The 16910-nt window shown below is 46.8% G+C and carries 14 protein-coding genes, 1 tRNA gene and 1 pseudogene; 11 read left to right on the plus strand and 5 right to left on the minus strand.

Features of this window, described 5'->3' with window-relative positions; all coding sequences use genetic code 11:
- Positions 1-334: metal ABC transporter ATP-binding protein (locus ACEW9I_RS15155; RefSeq protein WP_373541167.1), on the minus strand; the 334-nt coding region annotated here is incomplete at its 3' end.
- 67 nt (positions 335-401) lie between these two features.
- On the opposite strand from ACEW9I_RS15155, the gene ACEW9I_RS15160 reads away from it, so the two are divergent.
- From ACEW9I_RS15160 to ACEW9I_RS15180, 5 genes are all read left to right on the plus strand, one after another.
- A complete protein-coding gene (locus ACEW9I_RS15160) occupies positions 402-551 on the plus strand; it encodes a hypothetical protein (RefSeq protein ID WP_373541168.1) in 150 nt (49 codons plus the stop codon).
- A 146-nt stretch (positions 552-697) separates the two neighbouring features.
- Positions 698-1690 (plus strand): permease, encoded by a 993-nt coding sequence (locus tag ACEW9I_RS15165; protein ID WP_373541169.1) that lies wholly within the window; start codon positions 698-700, stop codon positions 1688-1690.
- On the plus strand, positions 1680-2441 hold the full coding sequence (locus ACEW9I_RS15170; protein ID WP_373541170.1) for a TIGR03943 family protein: 762 nt from the start codon (positions 1680-1682) through the stop codon (positions 2439-2441). Before ACEW9I_RS15165 ends, ACEW9I_RS15170 begins: the two co-directional genes overlap by 11 nt.
- 137 nt (positions 2442-2578) lie before the next feature.
- Positions 2579-3994, plus strand: a complete 1416-nt coding sequence (locus ACEW9I_RS15175) for a hypothetical protein (RefSeq protein WP_373541171.1) — start codon at positions 2579-2581, stop codon at positions 3992-3994.
- A 40-nt stretch (positions 3995-4034) separates the two neighbouring features.
- Positions 4035-4646: a metallophosphoesterase gene (locus ACEW9I_RS15180; RefSeq protein WP_373541172.1), complete on the plus strand. Its 612-nt coding sequence runs from the start codon at positions 4035-4037 to the stop codon at positions 4644-4646.
- Positions 4647-4709: 63 nt separating this feature from the next.
- On the opposite strand, the gene modB is transcribed toward ACEW9I_RS15180, so the two are convergent.
- Both modB and modA read right to left on the minus strand, forming a co-directional pair.
- A complete protein-coding gene (gene modB / locus ACEW9I_RS15185) occupies positions 4710-5363 on the minus strand; it encodes a molybdate ABC transporter permease subunit (protein WP_373541173.1) in 654 nt (217 codons plus the stop codon).
- A gap of 4 nt (positions 5364-5367) precedes the next feature.
- Positions 5368-6198, minus strand: coding sequence for a molybdate ABC transporter substrate-binding protein (gene modA, locus ACEW9I_RS15190; RefSeq protein ID WP_373541174.1), 831 nt, complete (start codon positions 6196-6198; stop codon positions 5368-5370).
- A gap of 87 nt (positions 6199-6285) precedes the next feature.
- On the opposite strand from modA, the gene ACEW9I_RS15195 reads away from it, so the two are divergent.
- The 3 genes and pseudogenes from ACEW9I_RS15195 to ACEW9I_RS15205 all read left to right on the plus strand — a co-directional run.
- The gene (locus ACEW9I_RS15195; RefSeq protein WP_373541175.1) at positions 6286-6708 is read left to right on the plus strand and encodes a molybdopterin-binding protein; all 423 of its coding nucleotides are present in this window, start codon (positions 6286-6288) and stop codon (positions 6706-6708) included.
- A gap of 496 nt (positions 6709-7204) precedes the next feature.
- Positions 7205-10591, plus strand: a complete 3387-nt coding sequence (locus ACEW9I_RS15200) for an alkaline phosphatase (protein ID WP_373541176.1) — start codon at positions 7205-7207, stop codon at positions 10589-10591.
- A 639-nt stretch (positions 10592-11230) separates the two neighbouring features.
- Positions 11231-13912: pseudogene (locus tag ACEW9I_RS15205) on the plus strand (5'-nucleotidase C-terminal domain-containing protein); the annotation flags it as partial.
- 91 nt (positions 13913-14003) lie between these two features.
- Here the strand turns inward: ACEW9I_RS15205 and ACEW9I_RS15210 are convergent.
- Positions 14004-14207, minus strand: a complete 204-nt coding sequence (locus tag ACEW9I_RS15210) for a hypothetical protein (protein WP_373541177.1) — start codon at positions 14205-14207, stop codon at positions 14004-14006.
- Between the two features lie 50 nt (positions 14208-14257).
- Here ACEW9I_RS15210 and ACEW9I_RS15215 point away from each other — a divergent pair, with 50 nt between their 5' ends.
- Positions 14258-15703 carry a DHA2 family efflux MFS transporter permease subunit gene (locus ACEW9I_RS15215; RefSeq protein ID WP_373541178.1) on the plus strand — a complete coding sequence of 482 codons (1446 nt, stop codon included), beginning with the start codon at positions 14258-14260 and terminating at the stop codon, positions 15701-15703.
- Positions 15704-15822: 119 nt separating this feature from the next.
- Entirely contained in the window at positions 15823-16146 is a 324-nt protein-coding gene (locus tag ACEW9I_RS15220; protein WP_373541203.1) for a thioredoxin family protein, read from the plus strand.
- A gap of 81 nt (positions 16147-16227) precedes the next feature.
- Here the strand turns inward: ACEW9I_RS15220 and ACEW9I_RS15225 are convergent, their stop codons facing one another.
- Positions 16228-16497 (minus strand): DUF3493 domain-containing protein, encoded by a 270-nt coding sequence (locus ACEW9I_RS15225; protein WP_373541179.1) that lies wholly within the window; start codon positions 16495-16497, stop codon positions 16228-16230.
- 57 nt (positions 16498-16554) lie between these two features.
- On the opposite strand from ACEW9I_RS15225, the gene ACEW9I_RS15230 reads away from it, so the two are divergent.
- Positions 16555-16626: transfer RNA gene (locus ACEW9I_RS15230), tRNA-Thr, on the plus strand.
- The last annotated feature ends 284 nt before the right edge of the window (positions 16627-16910 follow it).

Consider the following 16910-nt stretch of genomic DNA (forward strand, 5'->3'; position numbering starts at 1 on the left):
TCGCTGCGGCACCTGGACGCCGGAACCAGCCTAGTTGGCGGGTACGCGCCATCATCACCACATTCTGGGCAGTAATCGGATAATCCCAATCCACCTGCGATCTCTGGGGCACATATGCCACCCGTTCCAAATGCTGACACAAGGGACAATTGCAATACTTTATCGTGCCATGTGCAGTCGGAATCAGCCCTAGCATCGCCTTGAGTAACGTACTCTTACCCGCTCCATTCGGCCCAATTAGCCCCACTAATTCCCCTGGCTCGACCCGAAAGTCAATTTGCTCTAAAGCACATACTCCACGGTAATTAACAGCTAATTGCTGAATCTCTAGCATGAAGTATTAGGTATGAGAATGATTATCGCTTAACAGTATAAACAATATCATGGATTAACGGTGATTGATGACTGCTGGCACACCGGATATTATTATTCAAGGCTCGATCGGGGGTAGACTGCTAGCAGCAGTGGCGGCAAATGGGTTAGTGGCACACTTGGTCGGGAAAACCAGATTGTCGCTGTCATCTCAAGTGGATTTGATTGGGGTAGACTAGATGCTTGACGCTGCGGCTGAGTCGAGCTAGGTCTCAAACTACATCCTGGCATCATTCTCAGCATTAGTCAGCTACCATTCCCACCATGACTGAGTTTTGGGGCAGGACAATTCGAGGTATCAGTTAAATAATGACTAACAGCAAACATGGAACAGCTTAATAATGCGTTTACCCTCTTTTTAAGCTTACTGGTAGAAGCAATCCCGTTTTTATTGCTAGGAGTATTGTTATCGAGCTTACTACTGATTTTTATCGACGAACGATGGTTGATCGCTCACATGCCCAAGCATCCGGTTTTGGGCGCACTGACAGGTAGTTGTATCGGGTTCTTATTTCCTGTGTGCGAGTGTGGCAATGTACCTGTAGCGCGGCGATTGATTATGCAGGGGGTACCGATGCCTGTAGCGATTAGCTTTCTACTCGCTGCACCGACAGTAAATCCAATTGTAATTTGGTCTACTTGGATTGCTTTTCGCGATCGACCGGAAATAGTAGTATTGAGGGTAGTATTTTCGCTACTCATTGCGACAATTGTCGGTTGGATGTTTAGCGTTCAAAAGGATCTTAAACCCATTTTGCAACCCGCGATCGCCTTGGGAACAATTCGCGCTCAACCGAAAACTAGTACTGGTTCTAGTCTCCTCGATGGCGGTGATTTTATGATTGGTAGTGGTGGCGCGGTAGCAGTGAAAATGACTCAAGATCTGATGCAGCCACCAAAACGATCGCTGCACGCGAATATGAATCTAGTATTGGATAATGTCGTCCAAGAACTGCGAGAATTAGGCGGTGTATTGGTATTAGGGAGTGCAGTAGCAGCAGCGATTCAAACGTTGACACCACGAGAGGTGATCGTTAGTTTGGGTGAAGGGCCGATTTTATCGATCGTGGTGATGATGCTGCTTGCTGGTTCAATTTCGATTTGTTCTACTGTAGACTCATTTTTTGCCCTGTCATTTGCTGCAACCTTTACTAGCGGATCGCTCTTGGCATTTTTGGTATTTGGGCCGATGTTCGATCTCAAAAGTATCGGTTTAATGTTGTCAATTTTCAAGCCGAAAGCAATCTTCTATATATTTGCGATCGCGACTCAGTTAACATTTCTCTTTACCCTATTTGTAAACTTCCATGTCAGCTAATACACCAAATCGCTCCAGTCTGCGGAAGTCATGGTTAGATATTACGGCGGTCACAGCATGGGGAATTTTATTACTAAAATACGCGATCGATGGAACATTATATATTCTGGTTCATCCCAGTTACTATCTACTCATCACTGTCACTGGTGGTTGTCTCTTATCGATCGGTATCCTCCAAAGCTGGCGACTATATCGAGGTAAGATCGCCACTGCTCAAGAACTGCACCTTAGTCTACTCCCGCAAGGTGTAGCGACAATGCTACTGCTGGGTACGGCAGTCACCGGATTGATTATTACCCCCAAATTATTTACCAGTCAAGCCGCTTTTCAGCGCGGAGCTTCCACAGAATCCGTCACAGTTACTCGCAACCAAACCCAAGCCTTTCGCGCCAGTGTGAAGCCAGAATCCAAAACCCTGGTAGATTGGGTCAGAACCCTAAATAATTATCCCGAACCCGATGCATATTTGGGTCAAAAAGCGAATATTAATGGGTTTGTGCTTTACCCCAAAAATCTCCCTGATAATTACTTCATGTTATCGAGATTTATCATTACCTGTTGTGCCGCAGATGCCTATCCTGTCTCTCTCCCCATCAAATTTACAGGTACTCGTCAAACCTATCCCCAAGATAGTTGGCTCCAAATCAAAGGCAAAGCGATCGTCGAAACATTTGCTGGTAGTCGTCAATTAGTCATCGAAGCTAGTGAAGTCAAGCCGATCCCAGTTCCGAAGAATCCTTATCAGGAGTAGGCTTTAGGTTTTAGGTTTTAGGTTTTAGGCTTTAGGCTTTGGGCTTTGGGGTTTAGGTTTTAAGTCAGATATTTTGTACCCACATTTCATACCCTGTGAATACCCGTAAAGCTTTACTTCCAATCGATCGCATTGCCATGACACTGATCGCAGGGTTGGCAATTGTCACTTTGCTTTTATTATGGAGTGGCGATCGGACATTGCCGCAAGTGCGCGATTTTAATTGGCAAAATCGGAATATTAGTGCTGAAGATACCGCATTTACGCTGACATTCAATCGACCTGTCGATCGTCTCACCGTCGAAAAACAACTCCAGATCGACCCCCCACTACCTGGCAAAATCAGTTGGGCGGGGTCTAAATTGGCTTATACGCTCTCGAATCCAGCTCCTTATGGAAACGCCTACCAGATCCGACTACAAGGAGCTAAAGAAGCAATTGGGAACAAGAGCGGTAAAGAAATCGTGCCATTTCAGGGGCAGTTTCGGACACCAGATCGGATGTTTGCCTATATCAGCAGTGCGGAAACAAATAGAGGTCGGATCGTTATCTATAATTTCAAAACTCACAAATCGACAACTATCAGCCCAGTTGGATTAGTTGTGACTGATTTTAAAGTCGATCGTCATAGTCAAACCATGATTTTTACCGCAACTGATACTAAAACACTGCAAAATAATCAACCCGCGATCGCCAGTCAACAGATTTATAGTGTTAGTACTGGCATTGTCCCTCGCAATAGCGATACTCAATTTACACCCCCTGGCAAACTAGAATTAATCCTCGACAATCGGGAATATCAAAACGTCAAATTCGATCTCGCACCCGATGGCAAAAAAATAGTCGTGCAAAGAGTCAGTCGCCAAAAATCCAGCGATTTTGCGCTCTGGGTAGTCACACTCGATAAATCTGTACCCCCAATCAAACTGAAACAAAGTGGAGATTTTGTTATCACCCCAGATAGTAGCGAAGTCGCCGCCGCAGTGGGAGAAGGGATCTCAATTTTCCCCCTCACACCGATTCAAGGTAGTAATCTCGACTTTTTGCCCAGATTTGGTAATGTATTGAGTTTCACGGCTGATGGCACAGCCGCAGCAATGGTTGAATATAATAGTGACTATACAAGGTCGTTATTTGTTGTTGACAACCAGGGGATCGAACAGCAGGTATTGAAGACCAATGGCTCGATTTGGGATGCTAAATTTTCCCCTGCCAAAGACCTGATGTATTGCTTGGCTACCGAGCTGAAAACTCAGGGTAATAACAGTTATGAAGAACCTTATTTAACGGCGATCGATCTCAAGACTAAAAAAATTGTTATGATGATGCTGTTGCCCATTCAGCAGGGTATTCAGATGAGTTTATCGCCAGATGGATTAGCTGTAATGTTCGACCAAGTAGATCGAGGGGAAAGTACCAATCAAATCATTCAAGGCGATAGTAATGGGATCTTGTGGTTGGTTCCCATTCCGCCGAATATTCGCGAACTCGATACTCCGGTGACAGCAGAACGATTACCCCTTTCCGGTTGGCATCCGCGCTGGTTGTCATAAAATCGATATTTCAATTATTCTGTACAACTCGTTAAAAACTATGAGCAATAATCGCCGTCAATTTTTGATTGGAGCTGGTTTAACTGGCTTGGGTATCGCTGGGATCGGGAAACTGTTATTCAATAATTTTGATAATGAAGATAGCGTAAACGCAATAACTATACCCCAGTCAAAGTTATTGCAGCGATTCGCTGTGCTTGCCGATACAGGTACTGGAAGTATCAATCAATATGCCGTTGGTCGCGCACTCACTAGCTACCATCAAAAAAATCCCTTCGATACCGTCTTGCTCGCTGGCGATAATATTTATACAAATGGAGAGTTCTCAAAAATTAAACCAGTTTTTGCCATTCCTTATCAAGACTTGCTACAGCGGGGGGTGAAGTTTTATGCTTCCTTGGGCAATCATGATGTACGGACGATGAATGGCGATCTTCAAGTTGCCTATCCTCAATTTAATATGCAGGGTCAGCGTTATTATATGCATGGACAAGGTGATGTGCGGTTCTTTGTCTTAAATACTAACGATATCGTCGATCCAAAATCGCCCGAACGAGCGAAACAATTGGACTGGCTCGATCGAGCGTTGGCAGCTAGTAAGGCGAAGTGGAATATCGTTTATGGACATCACAATACTGTCTTTTCTTGCTAAACTCTCGGCAAACTGGTGATTGGAATGCGATCGAATTTATTATTGACGGACAGAACTGCCGTTTTAATTTTTCCAATAATTAACGATCGTAATTCCCACTAAAGAAATACAGATTACAATTATCGTCCAGAACCATCCTTCCTGAGTTGCACCTGCTTCAACGGCAAAATAAATTGCCATCGGCATTGTTTGGGTCTGTCCGGGGATATTTCCGGCTAGCATCAGTGTTGCGCCAAACTCGCCCAATGCACGGGCAAATGCTAGGACGGTACCCGCTAGAATTCCAGGCATCGCTAAGGGCAAAGCAATATACCAAAACACCGATATTTCTGATGCACCTTCTAGTCTGGCAGCATCTAGCAGCAAAGAGTCGATCTGCTCAAAGGCTCCCAATGCAGCGCGATACATCAGGGGAAATGACACGACGATCGCTGCTAAAACTGCGGCGTACCATGTAAATACTAATCTCAGATTCCATTGGGTGAGCATCTGTCCTAAAATACCATTTTTACCCAGTAGAATTAGCAGGATAAAGCCGATGACAGTCGGTGGCAAAATTAGTGGTGCGATCAAAAATCCCTCAATCAGAGATCGCCACTTGCCTCGAAAGTAATACATTTTATAAGCAACCATCGTCCCGATCGCCAATGTAATCATCGTTGCGACGATCGATACTTTCAGAGAAATCCAGAGTGGAGATAAATCGGGAATTGACATTTAATTAAGATCGAGGTTTAGCAATCCCAAATCCATATTTTCTAAATATAGCTTGTGCCGATTTACTTTGTAAAAACTCAACATATTGCCTAGCTCCGGCTAATGATTTACTTGACTTTAAGACAGCGATCGGATATTGAATTGGCGAATGCAATTTTTTGTCAGCAGTTGCCACAATTGTAACTCTATCTGAACTTTTAGCATCGGTGATATAGACAATTCCTGCATCGACATCACCCGTTTCTACCACAGTCAGCACCGATCTGACATTATTACCCAACACAAATTTAGACTTTACTTGCTCCAATATGCCTAGATTCTTCAAAAACTCTGTAGCATATTGTCCGACTGGAACGCTGCGGGGTTCTCCAATCGAGATCCGCTGAACTTCTGGCTGGATGAGTTGCCGAAAGTTAGTTAAAGACATAGAGGATTGGTTAGGAACAATTAACACCAACTGATTGGTTAATAAATCCTGTTGAGTTGCCGATACCAATAATCCTTTTACTTGTAAAGCAGTCATCTGCTTGTCAGCCGCCGAAATAAACACATCAATAGGTGCGCCCTGTTCGATCTGTTGTTGTAATGCACCAGAAGCTGCAAAGTTGTAGTTAATAGTGTGGCTGGGGTTTGCCTTGAGATAGAGTGGCGTAATTTCTTGCAGAGATTTTTGGAGACTGGCTGCTGCTGCGACCAAAATTGTCGATGTTGGCGCAGGGGGATCGAGTGCGATCTGCTGCGGCGGTAAGGTAGTTGAAGTCAGTTGGGCATAGACGATCGCAATTACCATCATCAACAAGCTCAACAGCCCAACTCGCCAAGACTTTACACGCATGGTGAAGATATTTTTAACAGCTATCCTATTATTTGAATAAATACCAACTCTATGTCAAAATATTACCAATTTAGTTGGTAGTCGATCGTGCCCCGTAAAGACCAAGGTTGGATTACATTTCAATTGCCCGAAGCCGAGCGACAACTGCTGGAGAGCTACTGCGAACGGATGCAAAGATCGAAAACTGATGTTCTCCGTCAATTGGTGAGAGGTTTGGATCGCGAGCTGTCCGATCTCAGCTTGCAGATAGCCACTCCTCAAAAATCAGCACCTACCCGCAATCTAGAAATTCGGGCAATGCGTGTCAGTGCTCGGAATGTGTTCCCAGCCATTGTCAAACAGGTGAGATTGGGTAGTATTAATGCTGAGATTTTGCTCGAAATTGCCCCAAATGTTGAAGCTGTATCTGTGATTACTCGCTCCTCAGCCGAGGCATTAGAGTTGACAGCAGGAAAACCCGCTTATGTCACTATCAAATCTAGCGACGTGATGGTAGCTGTCGATGATTAGTCATTCGGTATGTTGTTCAATTAATTCCCATCCTAGATTTTGTTAAAGCTGGCACGATGCGATTACCTCCGGTAGGCTACGCCAACGCTAGCAGCCCTCGATCGAGAGCAGTGCCCTAATCCGCTAAAATGCGATCGTTTTGATACAATTACTCGACTCAATTTTGTCAATTCTTTAGTTCCTTAACTATTTTATTAGGGAACCTTAACCTATTTATGAAATCATAGATAATGATTCTCATTGCCAAAGTAACTGATTATTTTGGATGAGTAATTAGCCAAGTATTCAAGATTATTCGTTCATGCAGATTGGATTTAAATTAAATCCCGATCGTCACTGCTCGATTGGACTTTACGCGATCGGATCGGATCTCTCTGATGAATCGATCTCACACATTCGATCGATAGTTGGAGAAAATATTTGATTAAAACTGCTTGTAAACCATTTGTAACCGACTCCACGCAATCTTTCACCAATTAACCAAATTTGGATCGTTATGCAAACTGGAAATCACGTTATCTTTATCCATCCCGATGGGACTAGCCCATCTCACTATGGGGCGGCGCGTTTTGTTGAAGTTGGTCCCGATGGACGACTAAACTGGGACAAACTCGATAAATCGGGTGTGTATCTCGGTCACATGGAAGATCAATTAGGCGGCACATCCAACGGTGGTGCTATCACCCACGCGACAGGCGCGAAAGTCTTTGCCGAATCCTTCGGTTTTGAGAAAGATAATACCGCCATCAAATCGTTGGCTGGCACTAACAAAACGATCGTCGAAGAAGCCAGAGATGCAGGTAAAGTGACTGCGCTAGTCCAATCAGGTGCCATTTATGAGCCTGGTACAGCAGCATTTGTTGCTAAGACCAAGGATATTACTAACTCAGATGGTAGCAAGACTGTTCCCCGCTCTCAACTGACAGAAATCGCCAAGCAGGTGATTAATTCTGGCGTGAACTTTATCATGGGCGGTGGCGAACTGAACATGATTCCAGTCGGTCAGGCTGGTTTTCATGGCACGGCGGCTGAATACAATACGCTGAGTACGAGTGCGCTCGTCCGTCCCACCGAAAACTTAATCGATGTGGCGAAGGGGTTAGGCTACACTGTAGTTTACAACGAGCAGCAACTCCGAGATCTGCTCGATCCGGCGAAGACTCCCATCACACCTACCAAAGTATTGGGTGTATTCGCACCGATTCATACTTTTAACGATCGACCAGAAGAAGCTTTAGCAGCAGCGAATCTCCCGCTGTACAGGGAATCTGCACCGACAATCGGTGAGATGCTCGAACTTACCCAGAAGTTGATGGAGAAACACCCCAACTTCAAAAATGGGTCGATCGCGATCGTTGAAGAAGAGGGATCTGATAACTTTGGGAATAATAATAACGCCGCTGGGACGATCGAAGGTACGCTCCGCGCGGACAAAGCGATTGGCGTAGCTGTGGATTTCATCAATCGTTACCCCAATACTTTACTCCTCACCGCCGCCGATAGCGATGCGGGTGGCTTGCAGGTAGTTGATGTCGCCAGTGCAACTACACCTGTCGGCACGATTAATAACAACCCCACAACTGTCGCTCGTCCCATCCCGCTAGATGGTAAAACTGGTGCGGGTACACTCCCATTCCTATCCGCTCCCGATGCAAGTGGTGATGTGTTCCCCTTCGCAGTTGCCTGGGCTAGTTTGCCTGATTTTAGTGGTTCGATCGTGTCCAAAGCGCACGGTCTCAACTCGAACAAATTGCCTGCGACAGTAGACAATACGGTCATTTACGAATTGATGTACGAGACATTATTCGAGAAGGAATTAGCCGCGCGCAATCCTGTTGCCACCAAAGCTCCAGCAGCCACAAAAAGTACTGGTAACGTCATCTTCATCCACCCCGATGGTACCAGCCCTTCCCACTACATGGCGTTGCGAAACATCGACAAGGGGCCAGATGGACGCTTGAACTGGGACAATCTCTCCAACGCGGGAGTCTACCTGGGACACATGGAAAACCAGTTGACGGGTACTTCCAACGCCGGAGCTGTGACTCATGCCACTGGGAAGAAGGTATTCAATGAGTCGTTTGGTTTGGAAGAGGATAACTCCGTCGTTGTACCAGCTTCTGGCAATACAGGTAAGACGATTTTAGAAGAAGCGATCGAAGCTGGTAAAGCTACCGCGCTGATTCAGTCGGGACACCTCGCCGAGCCTGGTTCCGCTGCTTTTGCTGCCAAAACTACCAATCGCGATGGCGATAACACACGGGCGCGGGATAAATACGCCGAAATCATCGAGCAGGTGATTCGTTCGGGTACTAATGTCATTTTTGGCGGTGGGGAGCTGTACATGCTACCCAAAGGTACTACCGGATTCCACGTTACTGCGGCTCTAGATGCGTCCGAAAGCAGCCCAGCACGCCGTCCGACGACCAACCTCATCGATCTAGCCAAGTCGCTCGGATACACGGTAGTGTACACCGAAGACCAAATGAATCAGGTGGTAAATGGTGCCAATCCTCCCAGTAAGATTCTGGGTGTATTTGCCGCGATTCACACCTTTGACGATCGCACCGAAGAAGCACTAGGCTTGAATACAGCCAGCCCCCGACCTCTGTATGTCGCGACGGCTCCAACTGTCGCAGAAATGCTAGAGGCGTCGCTGAAAATTGTCAAACGCGATCCCGATGGCTTCTTTATTACCCTCGAAGAAGAAGGTACCGATAACTTCGCCAATAATAATAACGCTGCTGGGACGATCGAAGCACTCCGCCGTGCTGATGCGGCGATCGGTGTCGCCAAAAACTACATCGATACCCAAGACCCCAACACTTTGGTAATTACAGCAGCAGATAGCGATGCAGGTGGTTTGCAAGTATTCCAGTACGCTCCTTACAATCGTCCGACTACTCCTACTGGTAACTTCACGACCTCACCCACGCTTCAAAATAGCGAGCCAGTAGTTCCATTCTTTGGAGTTAACCCGACTACTACCAATACCAACCGCGCCTATTTTGATGGTGCAACTGGTAGCACCGCGAGTGCAGAGTTTCCCTGGAAACCATTTAGCGCAAAAGATAGCATCGATGGTCCGATGGGTAACTTTGTGGTGAATTGGGTGGGTACGCCTGATTTTCCAGGTAGTATCGTCTCCAAAGCCTATGGGATGAATGCTGATAAATTGCCCAGCACCCTCGACAATACCGAGATCTACAAGCTGATGTACCAAACCATGTTTGGCACAGACAGCCGCCAAACTCTGGTCTCTGGAACTGCGGGTGCCGATGAATTATTTGCTGGCGAGACACCAGGCTTCGATGGCGTCAATGACTTGGTATTTACCGGAGCTGGTAACGATGAAGTGGATGTCACACTTGCAGGTGCGATCGCCGGAAAAAACCGGATCGATGCTGGGAGCGGTAATGACACCATCTTTGTCGGTAATAGCGATCGCGTATTTGGTACGGCTGGCGACGATGTGTTCGAGGCGAATGATGCCAAAGACTATCGGATTTCTGGCGGTATCGGTCAAGATACCCTCTTCCTGGGTGCAAATGGTCGCGCCTTAGGTGGTGATGGTAACGATAAGTTTTTCGCTGGTAGCGGCGGGAACAACCTCCTCTCTGGTGGTGCTGGTGCCGACCAATTTTGGATTGCCAATGCTGAACTTCCAGGTGCGGCGAATACGATTCTGGACTTCCAAATCGGTACCGACGTAATTGGCATTCAGGGTGCCAAGAGCCTCGGGATTAGTGCGACTAGCCTCAAATTGACTCAAATTGGTAGCGATACTTCGATCGATTTTGGTGGCAAATCTTTAGCCTTGCTGACAGGTATTCAAGCCAGCAGCTTGAATACCGGAAACGCTGGTCAATTTGTCTTGGCTTAGTGACAACTCAACTTTCCTGTGTAATCTAGACTAGGTGAGATAAATAACTGACATTATTTATTTTGCCTAGTTTTTTTATCTTCGATCGCTACTAAGAGGATGTTTGGAAAGTATAAGATAGCACTCGTAAATCCTAGAAAATCCCCCCTAACCCCCTTAAAAAGGGGGGAACCGGATCGAAGTCCCCCTTTTTAAGGGGGATTTAGGGGGATTTACCCACCTGAAACGTAGCAATTGGACTTTCCAAACATCCTCTAAGCGATTAGCAAGAAAATAAGCTCCCGAATTGGAGGGTGTGCGATCCCGTATGGTAACGCACCAGGTTATTAATCGATGGTGGTTTATTAATTTGCAAGTCCCTAAGTTCGAGTCAGGCGATTATTTAACAGTCGATCGATTGGTTAGCTACAAAATCGATACTTGCAATAACAATTTTCTCAAGATTACCAATTTGCACTAGTTTATTAACCAGCCTTGTAGTCATCCTTAATCTAGCTATGAAAATATTATAGGTACCAAGATCGAGCATGAAGATCGCCACAAGTGTAGCTATTTTCTGAACTCAAACCCGTGCGATCGAGCGCATCGCACACATCAGCTCAACCATCAACACAATTTTAGGAGATTAACATGGCTGATTTCAAGCTGCAACTGCTACATTTTGCCGACCAAGAAGCGGGCATTCCCGCCCTAGAAGATGCACCGCGCCTCTCCGCAGTCCTGAACGCGCTCAAAAACCAAGATGGTAGCGATGCGGGTACCGCGCCCGACTTCCCCAATACCCTCGTCCTCTCCTCCGGTGATGCTTATATTCCTGGTGCGTTCCTCAATGCCAGCGAATTTGCCTTTGGCGGACAGGGACGGGCGGATATCCTGATTCAAAATGAATTAGGCGTGCAAGCGATTACCTTTGGGAATCACGAGTTTGACTTGGGTACCACTTTAGTTGCTAACTTGTTGAAGCCAGGGGCAGCAATTGCCGCAACGGGAACCACTGCTGCCTTCCCAGCTTATCCAGGTGCTCTGTTCCCCTACCTCAGCGGCAACCTCAACTTTGCGCCCGATGCCAATCTCGCACCGCTAGTTACGGCTGACGGACAAGAAGCGAATAAAATTGCTGGTAAAATTGCGGGTACCACCTTCATCAATGTCAACGGTCAAAAAATTGGGATTGTCGGTGCGACTACGCCCACACTGCGGAATATTTCCAGCCCTGGTAATGTCGCCGTAAGTCCCGCTACCTTTGGGGGTACGCCTACTGCTGCCGAACTCGATGCCCTAGCAGCGGTAATCCAGACCGATGTGGATGCGCTACTAGCTGCCAATCCTGACATGAACAAGGTGATCGTGATGGCGCACATGCAGCAAATCGCGATCGAGCAAGCATTAGCGACACGCCTCAAGAATGTCGATATCATCATGGCTGGCGGTTCTAATACCCGCTTGTTCGACAGCAATGATGTCTTGCGGGCTGGCGATACCAATCAGGGACAGTATCCCACCTTTTCGACTGGTGCAGATGGTAAACCGATCGCATTGATTAATACCGACGGTAACTATAAGTATGTCGGGCGGCTGGTTGTTGATTTCGATGCCAATGGTAACATCGTCCCCAATAGCTACGATCCAACTGTCAGCGGTGCTTATGCCACTGATGCCGCAGGGGTTGCCGCACTTGGTGCCCAAACCTTAGTCGATCCTGAAGTTCAAGCGATCGTCAATAAGCTCAAAACCGTCGTCGCTGCTCAAGATGGAGCGATCTTCGGACGTACTGATGTGTTCTTGAATGGTACGCGCAGTGATGTCCGCACTCAGGAAACCAACTTTGGTAATATTAGTGCTGATGCCAATTTAGCGATCGCTAAAGCTCTAGATCCGACTGTCACAATCTCGATTAAAAATGGTGGCGGGATTCGCGACAATATCGGCGTTGTCACTTTCCCCACAGGTGGTACCAATGCCGCCGATGCCATCAAGTCACCACCAGCAGCTAATCCTCTCGCTAATAAAGCCGCAGGTGATATCTCACAACTGGACATCACTAATTCGCTCCGGTTTAATAATGGACTAGCATTAGTCACCCTGACAGCCTCGCAACTCTTACAGACGATCGAACATTCGGTCGCCGGAACTGCTCCAGGTGCGACACCCGGACAATTCGGTCAGTTTGGCGGGATTAAATTCAGCTTCGATGCAACTCGTCCGGTGGGCGATCGCGTTTTATCACTGACAGTAGAGCCAGACAAAGAAGGCGGTACCCAACAGGTAGTCGTCCAAAATGGGGAAGTCGTCGGCAATCCCAGCCGCACCTTTCGCGTCATCACGCTCAATTTCTTGGCTAGTGGTGGCGATAATTATCCCTTCCCAGCCTTTCAAACTGCCAATCCTACCCTGTTTAATCGAGTCGATCTCCTCGGCGAACCAGATGCCAATAACAACGGCTTTGAGGCGATCGAAGACCTTAATGGTAACGGCAAACAAGATGCGGCACTAGTCGAACCCACCAGCTTCCGCAAGGCTAGTTTCGCCAGCTTCGGTTCCGAGCAAGATGCCCTAGCTGAATACTTAGTTCAGACATATCCCAATGCCACCAAGCCATTCAAGCAAGCCGATACCGCTCCAGCCCTGGACGAACGGATTCAAAACCTCGCCGCCCGCAAGGATACAGTCATCGCCGTTCCGCCTGTCAATCCCACTAGCTTAATTTCCGGTACCGCAGGTGCTGACGATTTAGTCGCTGGTTCTACACCTGGGTTTGACGGGATCAATGACATCATATTTACGGGTGCTGGTAATGACAAGGTAGACATTCCGATCGCAGGTGCCCTAGCTGGTAACAACCGGATCGAGACTGGTAGCGGTAATGATATCGTTTTTGTGGCTAATCTCGATCGCGCCTTCGGTGGTGCTGGCGACGATATCTTCGAGGCTGTTGATGCCACTGGCTACCGGATCTCTGCTGGTGCTGGTAACGATACCTTATACCTCGGTACCAACGGGCGCGGCTTAGGTGGCGACGGTAACGACAAGTTATTCGTTGGTGCTGGTGGCGGGAATCTCCTCTCTGGTGGTGCGGGTGCCGACCAATTCTGGATCGCCAATGCCGAGCTGCCTGGTGCGGCGAATACGGTTCTGGATTTCCAAATCGGTACCGATGTCATCGGTATTCAAGGTGCCAATAGTTTGGGTATCAGTGCAACTAGCCTGAAACTGACTCAAGTTGGCACAGATACTTCGATTGTCTTCGGTGGCAAAACTCTAGCTTTACTGACCGGAATTCAATCTAGTAGTTTGACTCCAGCTCAGTTCGTGTTTGCTTAATCGCAAATCAACTTTCCTATTCGATCTACTATACTAGGTGAGATAAGTAATTAACATTATTTATCGAACCCTAGTTTTTTTAGCTTTGATTTCAAGTTAGACAGTTATTTAAAAGCTGACAAATCTGTAACTTATCAAAATTTTGACTGATTAAGTTATCTCCAGTAATTAATTCCATTTTGACAGCTCGAATTTCAAATAAGCGATCGCCAACCACAAACGATCGCGGTGCATTAGTCAGCAAAAACAGCGATAATGTGATGCTTATCGTTCGATCGCCATCTTTACGGATCATCGGTACTCAGCATTGAAAAATATTCGCACTTATCACTAGCTATTTCACTCATGAACGATCGATCTCCAGAGCCACCCTTAGCTACCGATAACCAGCAGCAAACGGTTGACAAATGGCGGGTGATGCTAGGAATTAGTTTGGGAGTATTGATGTACACGATCGATACTAGTATCGTGAATATTGCGCTACCTACCCTCGTTAAAGATTTACAGACAGATTTTGCGACGGTGCAGTGGGTGGGATTGAGCTATGTATTGGTTGTCACTTCCCTCGTCTTGGGGGCAGCGAGGTTGGGTGATATATTGGGCAAAAAGTCGCTGTATTTGGGCGGTTTAATCGTCTTTACGGTGAGTTCGCTGCTATGCGGCTTGGCACCTTCGATCGGCATTTTGATTGGTGCGCGAGCCTTGCAGGGCATGGGTGCGGTGATGATTTCGGCGTTGGGTGCGGCGATTATTGTCGAGGTATTTCCAGCCGCCGAACGCGGTAAAGCATTGGGGGTAATTGGCGCAGTAGTATCATCAGGGATTGCAATTGGGCCTTCAATCGGTGGCGTTTTGATTGGATTGTCTGGGTGGCGATCGATCTTTTTAGTAAATATTCCTATCGGAATTTTCGCCACTTTTGTAGTTCACAAATATGTCCCAGTAGGGCAGCACAGCGATCGTCACCAAAGTTTCGACTTCTGGGGATCGATTGTTATTTCTGTTGTCTTGGTCTGCTTTTCGTTGGGAATGACCGAGGGACAGCGTTACGGTTTTACCAATAGTTTACCCTTGGGGTTATTGTTTGCGGCGGCGATCGGTTTAGTCGGTTTTATTTTGCTAGAAAGTCGCCTCAGTCAACCGATGCTCGATCTGAGTTTATTTCGCGCTCAGACTTTTAGCCTAAGTTTGTTGACGGGGTGGTTGGCTTTTATGGCATTGGGCGGAAGTTCGTTTATGATTCCCTTTTTCTTGCAATTAGTCCTGCATTACCCGATCGAGCGGATTGGTTTATTAATGGCAATTACACCGATTATCGGGGGATTAGTTTCACCATTAGCTGGAAATTTGAGCGATCGATTTGGGACGCGCAGTATTATGTTAGTTGGTCTAATCCTCATGACGATCGGTTGTTTGGCGGTGAGTACTCTAGATGCCAACATTCGCGATCTCGATTATGTGTTGCGAGTGATTCCCCTCGGCTTGGGCTGGGGGATCTTCCAATCGCCAAATAATGGTGCCATTCTTGGGGCGGTACCACCGCAGCGAGTGGGGATTGCGGCGGGATTGCTCTCACTGACGCGGACACTCGGACAAACTACCGGATTACCGCTATTTGCCGCTATCTTCGCCATGATCGCCTTGGCTGGTAGTCAGGCGATCGATGTGACTTTAGCGGCACCTGAAGCGATTGTCAGAGGCTTTCAGGGTACATTTCATCTGGCTGCACTACTGCTGGCGATCGCGGCAGCATTAACTGTATTATTGTGGCGGATGGAAAGTCGTAAATAAGTTAACTCACTACTAAGCTCAACCTTAAACTTAGGTTGATAAAAATAACCGTCAGGCTTAATTATTTTAGATCTACAAACATGCTAAGATTGCAATCTTATGTTTAGATATATTTAAAAATAACTATGGCTGAATTTCTTAAAGATGAAACAGAATTTGAAGCGCGGTTACTAGGGGCACATGTCCTAGTAGTAGACTGCACAGCACCATGGTGTGGCCCCTGCAAATTAGTGGCACCATTAATCGATCGATTGGCGGCAGAATATAGCGATCGGGCGGAGATCTACAAGTTAGATATCGATCCCAATCGCGACTTGGCAAAAAAATTGGGGATTAGAAGTATTCCCGCTGTTATCTTCTTCAAAGCAGGTGAAAAAGTCGCAACGATCGTCGGGGTCAAATCTTATGAAGAGTTTAGCCTAGCTGTCGAAAAGTTATTATAGCAAGCTGCTCAATTGCTATAATTCGCTCCAGCCATCGCGGATTGAAATTAGCACACAATCGGGCATGATCCCCTGACCAGCTCAAACCTGAGCTTTATCGATCCGCAACAGGAATACCATTAATGCTACCACCCCAATTTGCAGCGCGAGATTGGGAATAGTTGCTTCGAGATCGCGACCCGCAAGTAGTTTAAAGAAGAACACCACTCCACCAATTGCCCCAGAAAGCGCACAACTGACGTAAACAAACTGACGCAAACCTCGAAAAGGTGATTTGGCCTCAGCCTGAAGCCGCTGCCACAGCTCGGGATCGATCGAATCAGGTTTGGGCTTTGGCTTTAATTCTGTCATTTTGTGCTCGATTCCGTCTATAATAATTGGCTGGGTACATTAATTTTACCCGATCCCGCCGATGTGGCTCAGTGGTAGAGTAGTTGATTCGTAATCAATTGGTCGCGAGTTCAAATCTCGCCATCGGCTTTGTACTGTTCTTGTTGTACTGTAAAAACTAGATTATCTTGTTGCCATTAGCGGTTGTCTCAACAGAAGATAACGCGAACGGGAGACTAATCCACCGATCGAGAATGATAGGTGGCGATCGCTAGATCTTTTGCCTGTGCTTCAGGATCGCCTCGGATCTGCTGAAATCCTGATTCAACAGTAATGCCAGCATGGCTGAACTAAGAGTGAGTAAACCTGCGGGATAAGTATCTCTAGCCTTTGTATTTCATTTTAGCTTACCCAGAGTGACAGAAGAGGGATAG

It is taken from the genome of Chamaesiphon sp. (assembly GCF_041738855.1).
In the GTDB taxonomy this organism is placed as follows: domain Bacteria; phylum Cyanobacteriota; class Cyanobacteriia; order Cyanobacteriales; family Chamaesiphonaceae; genus Chamaesiphon.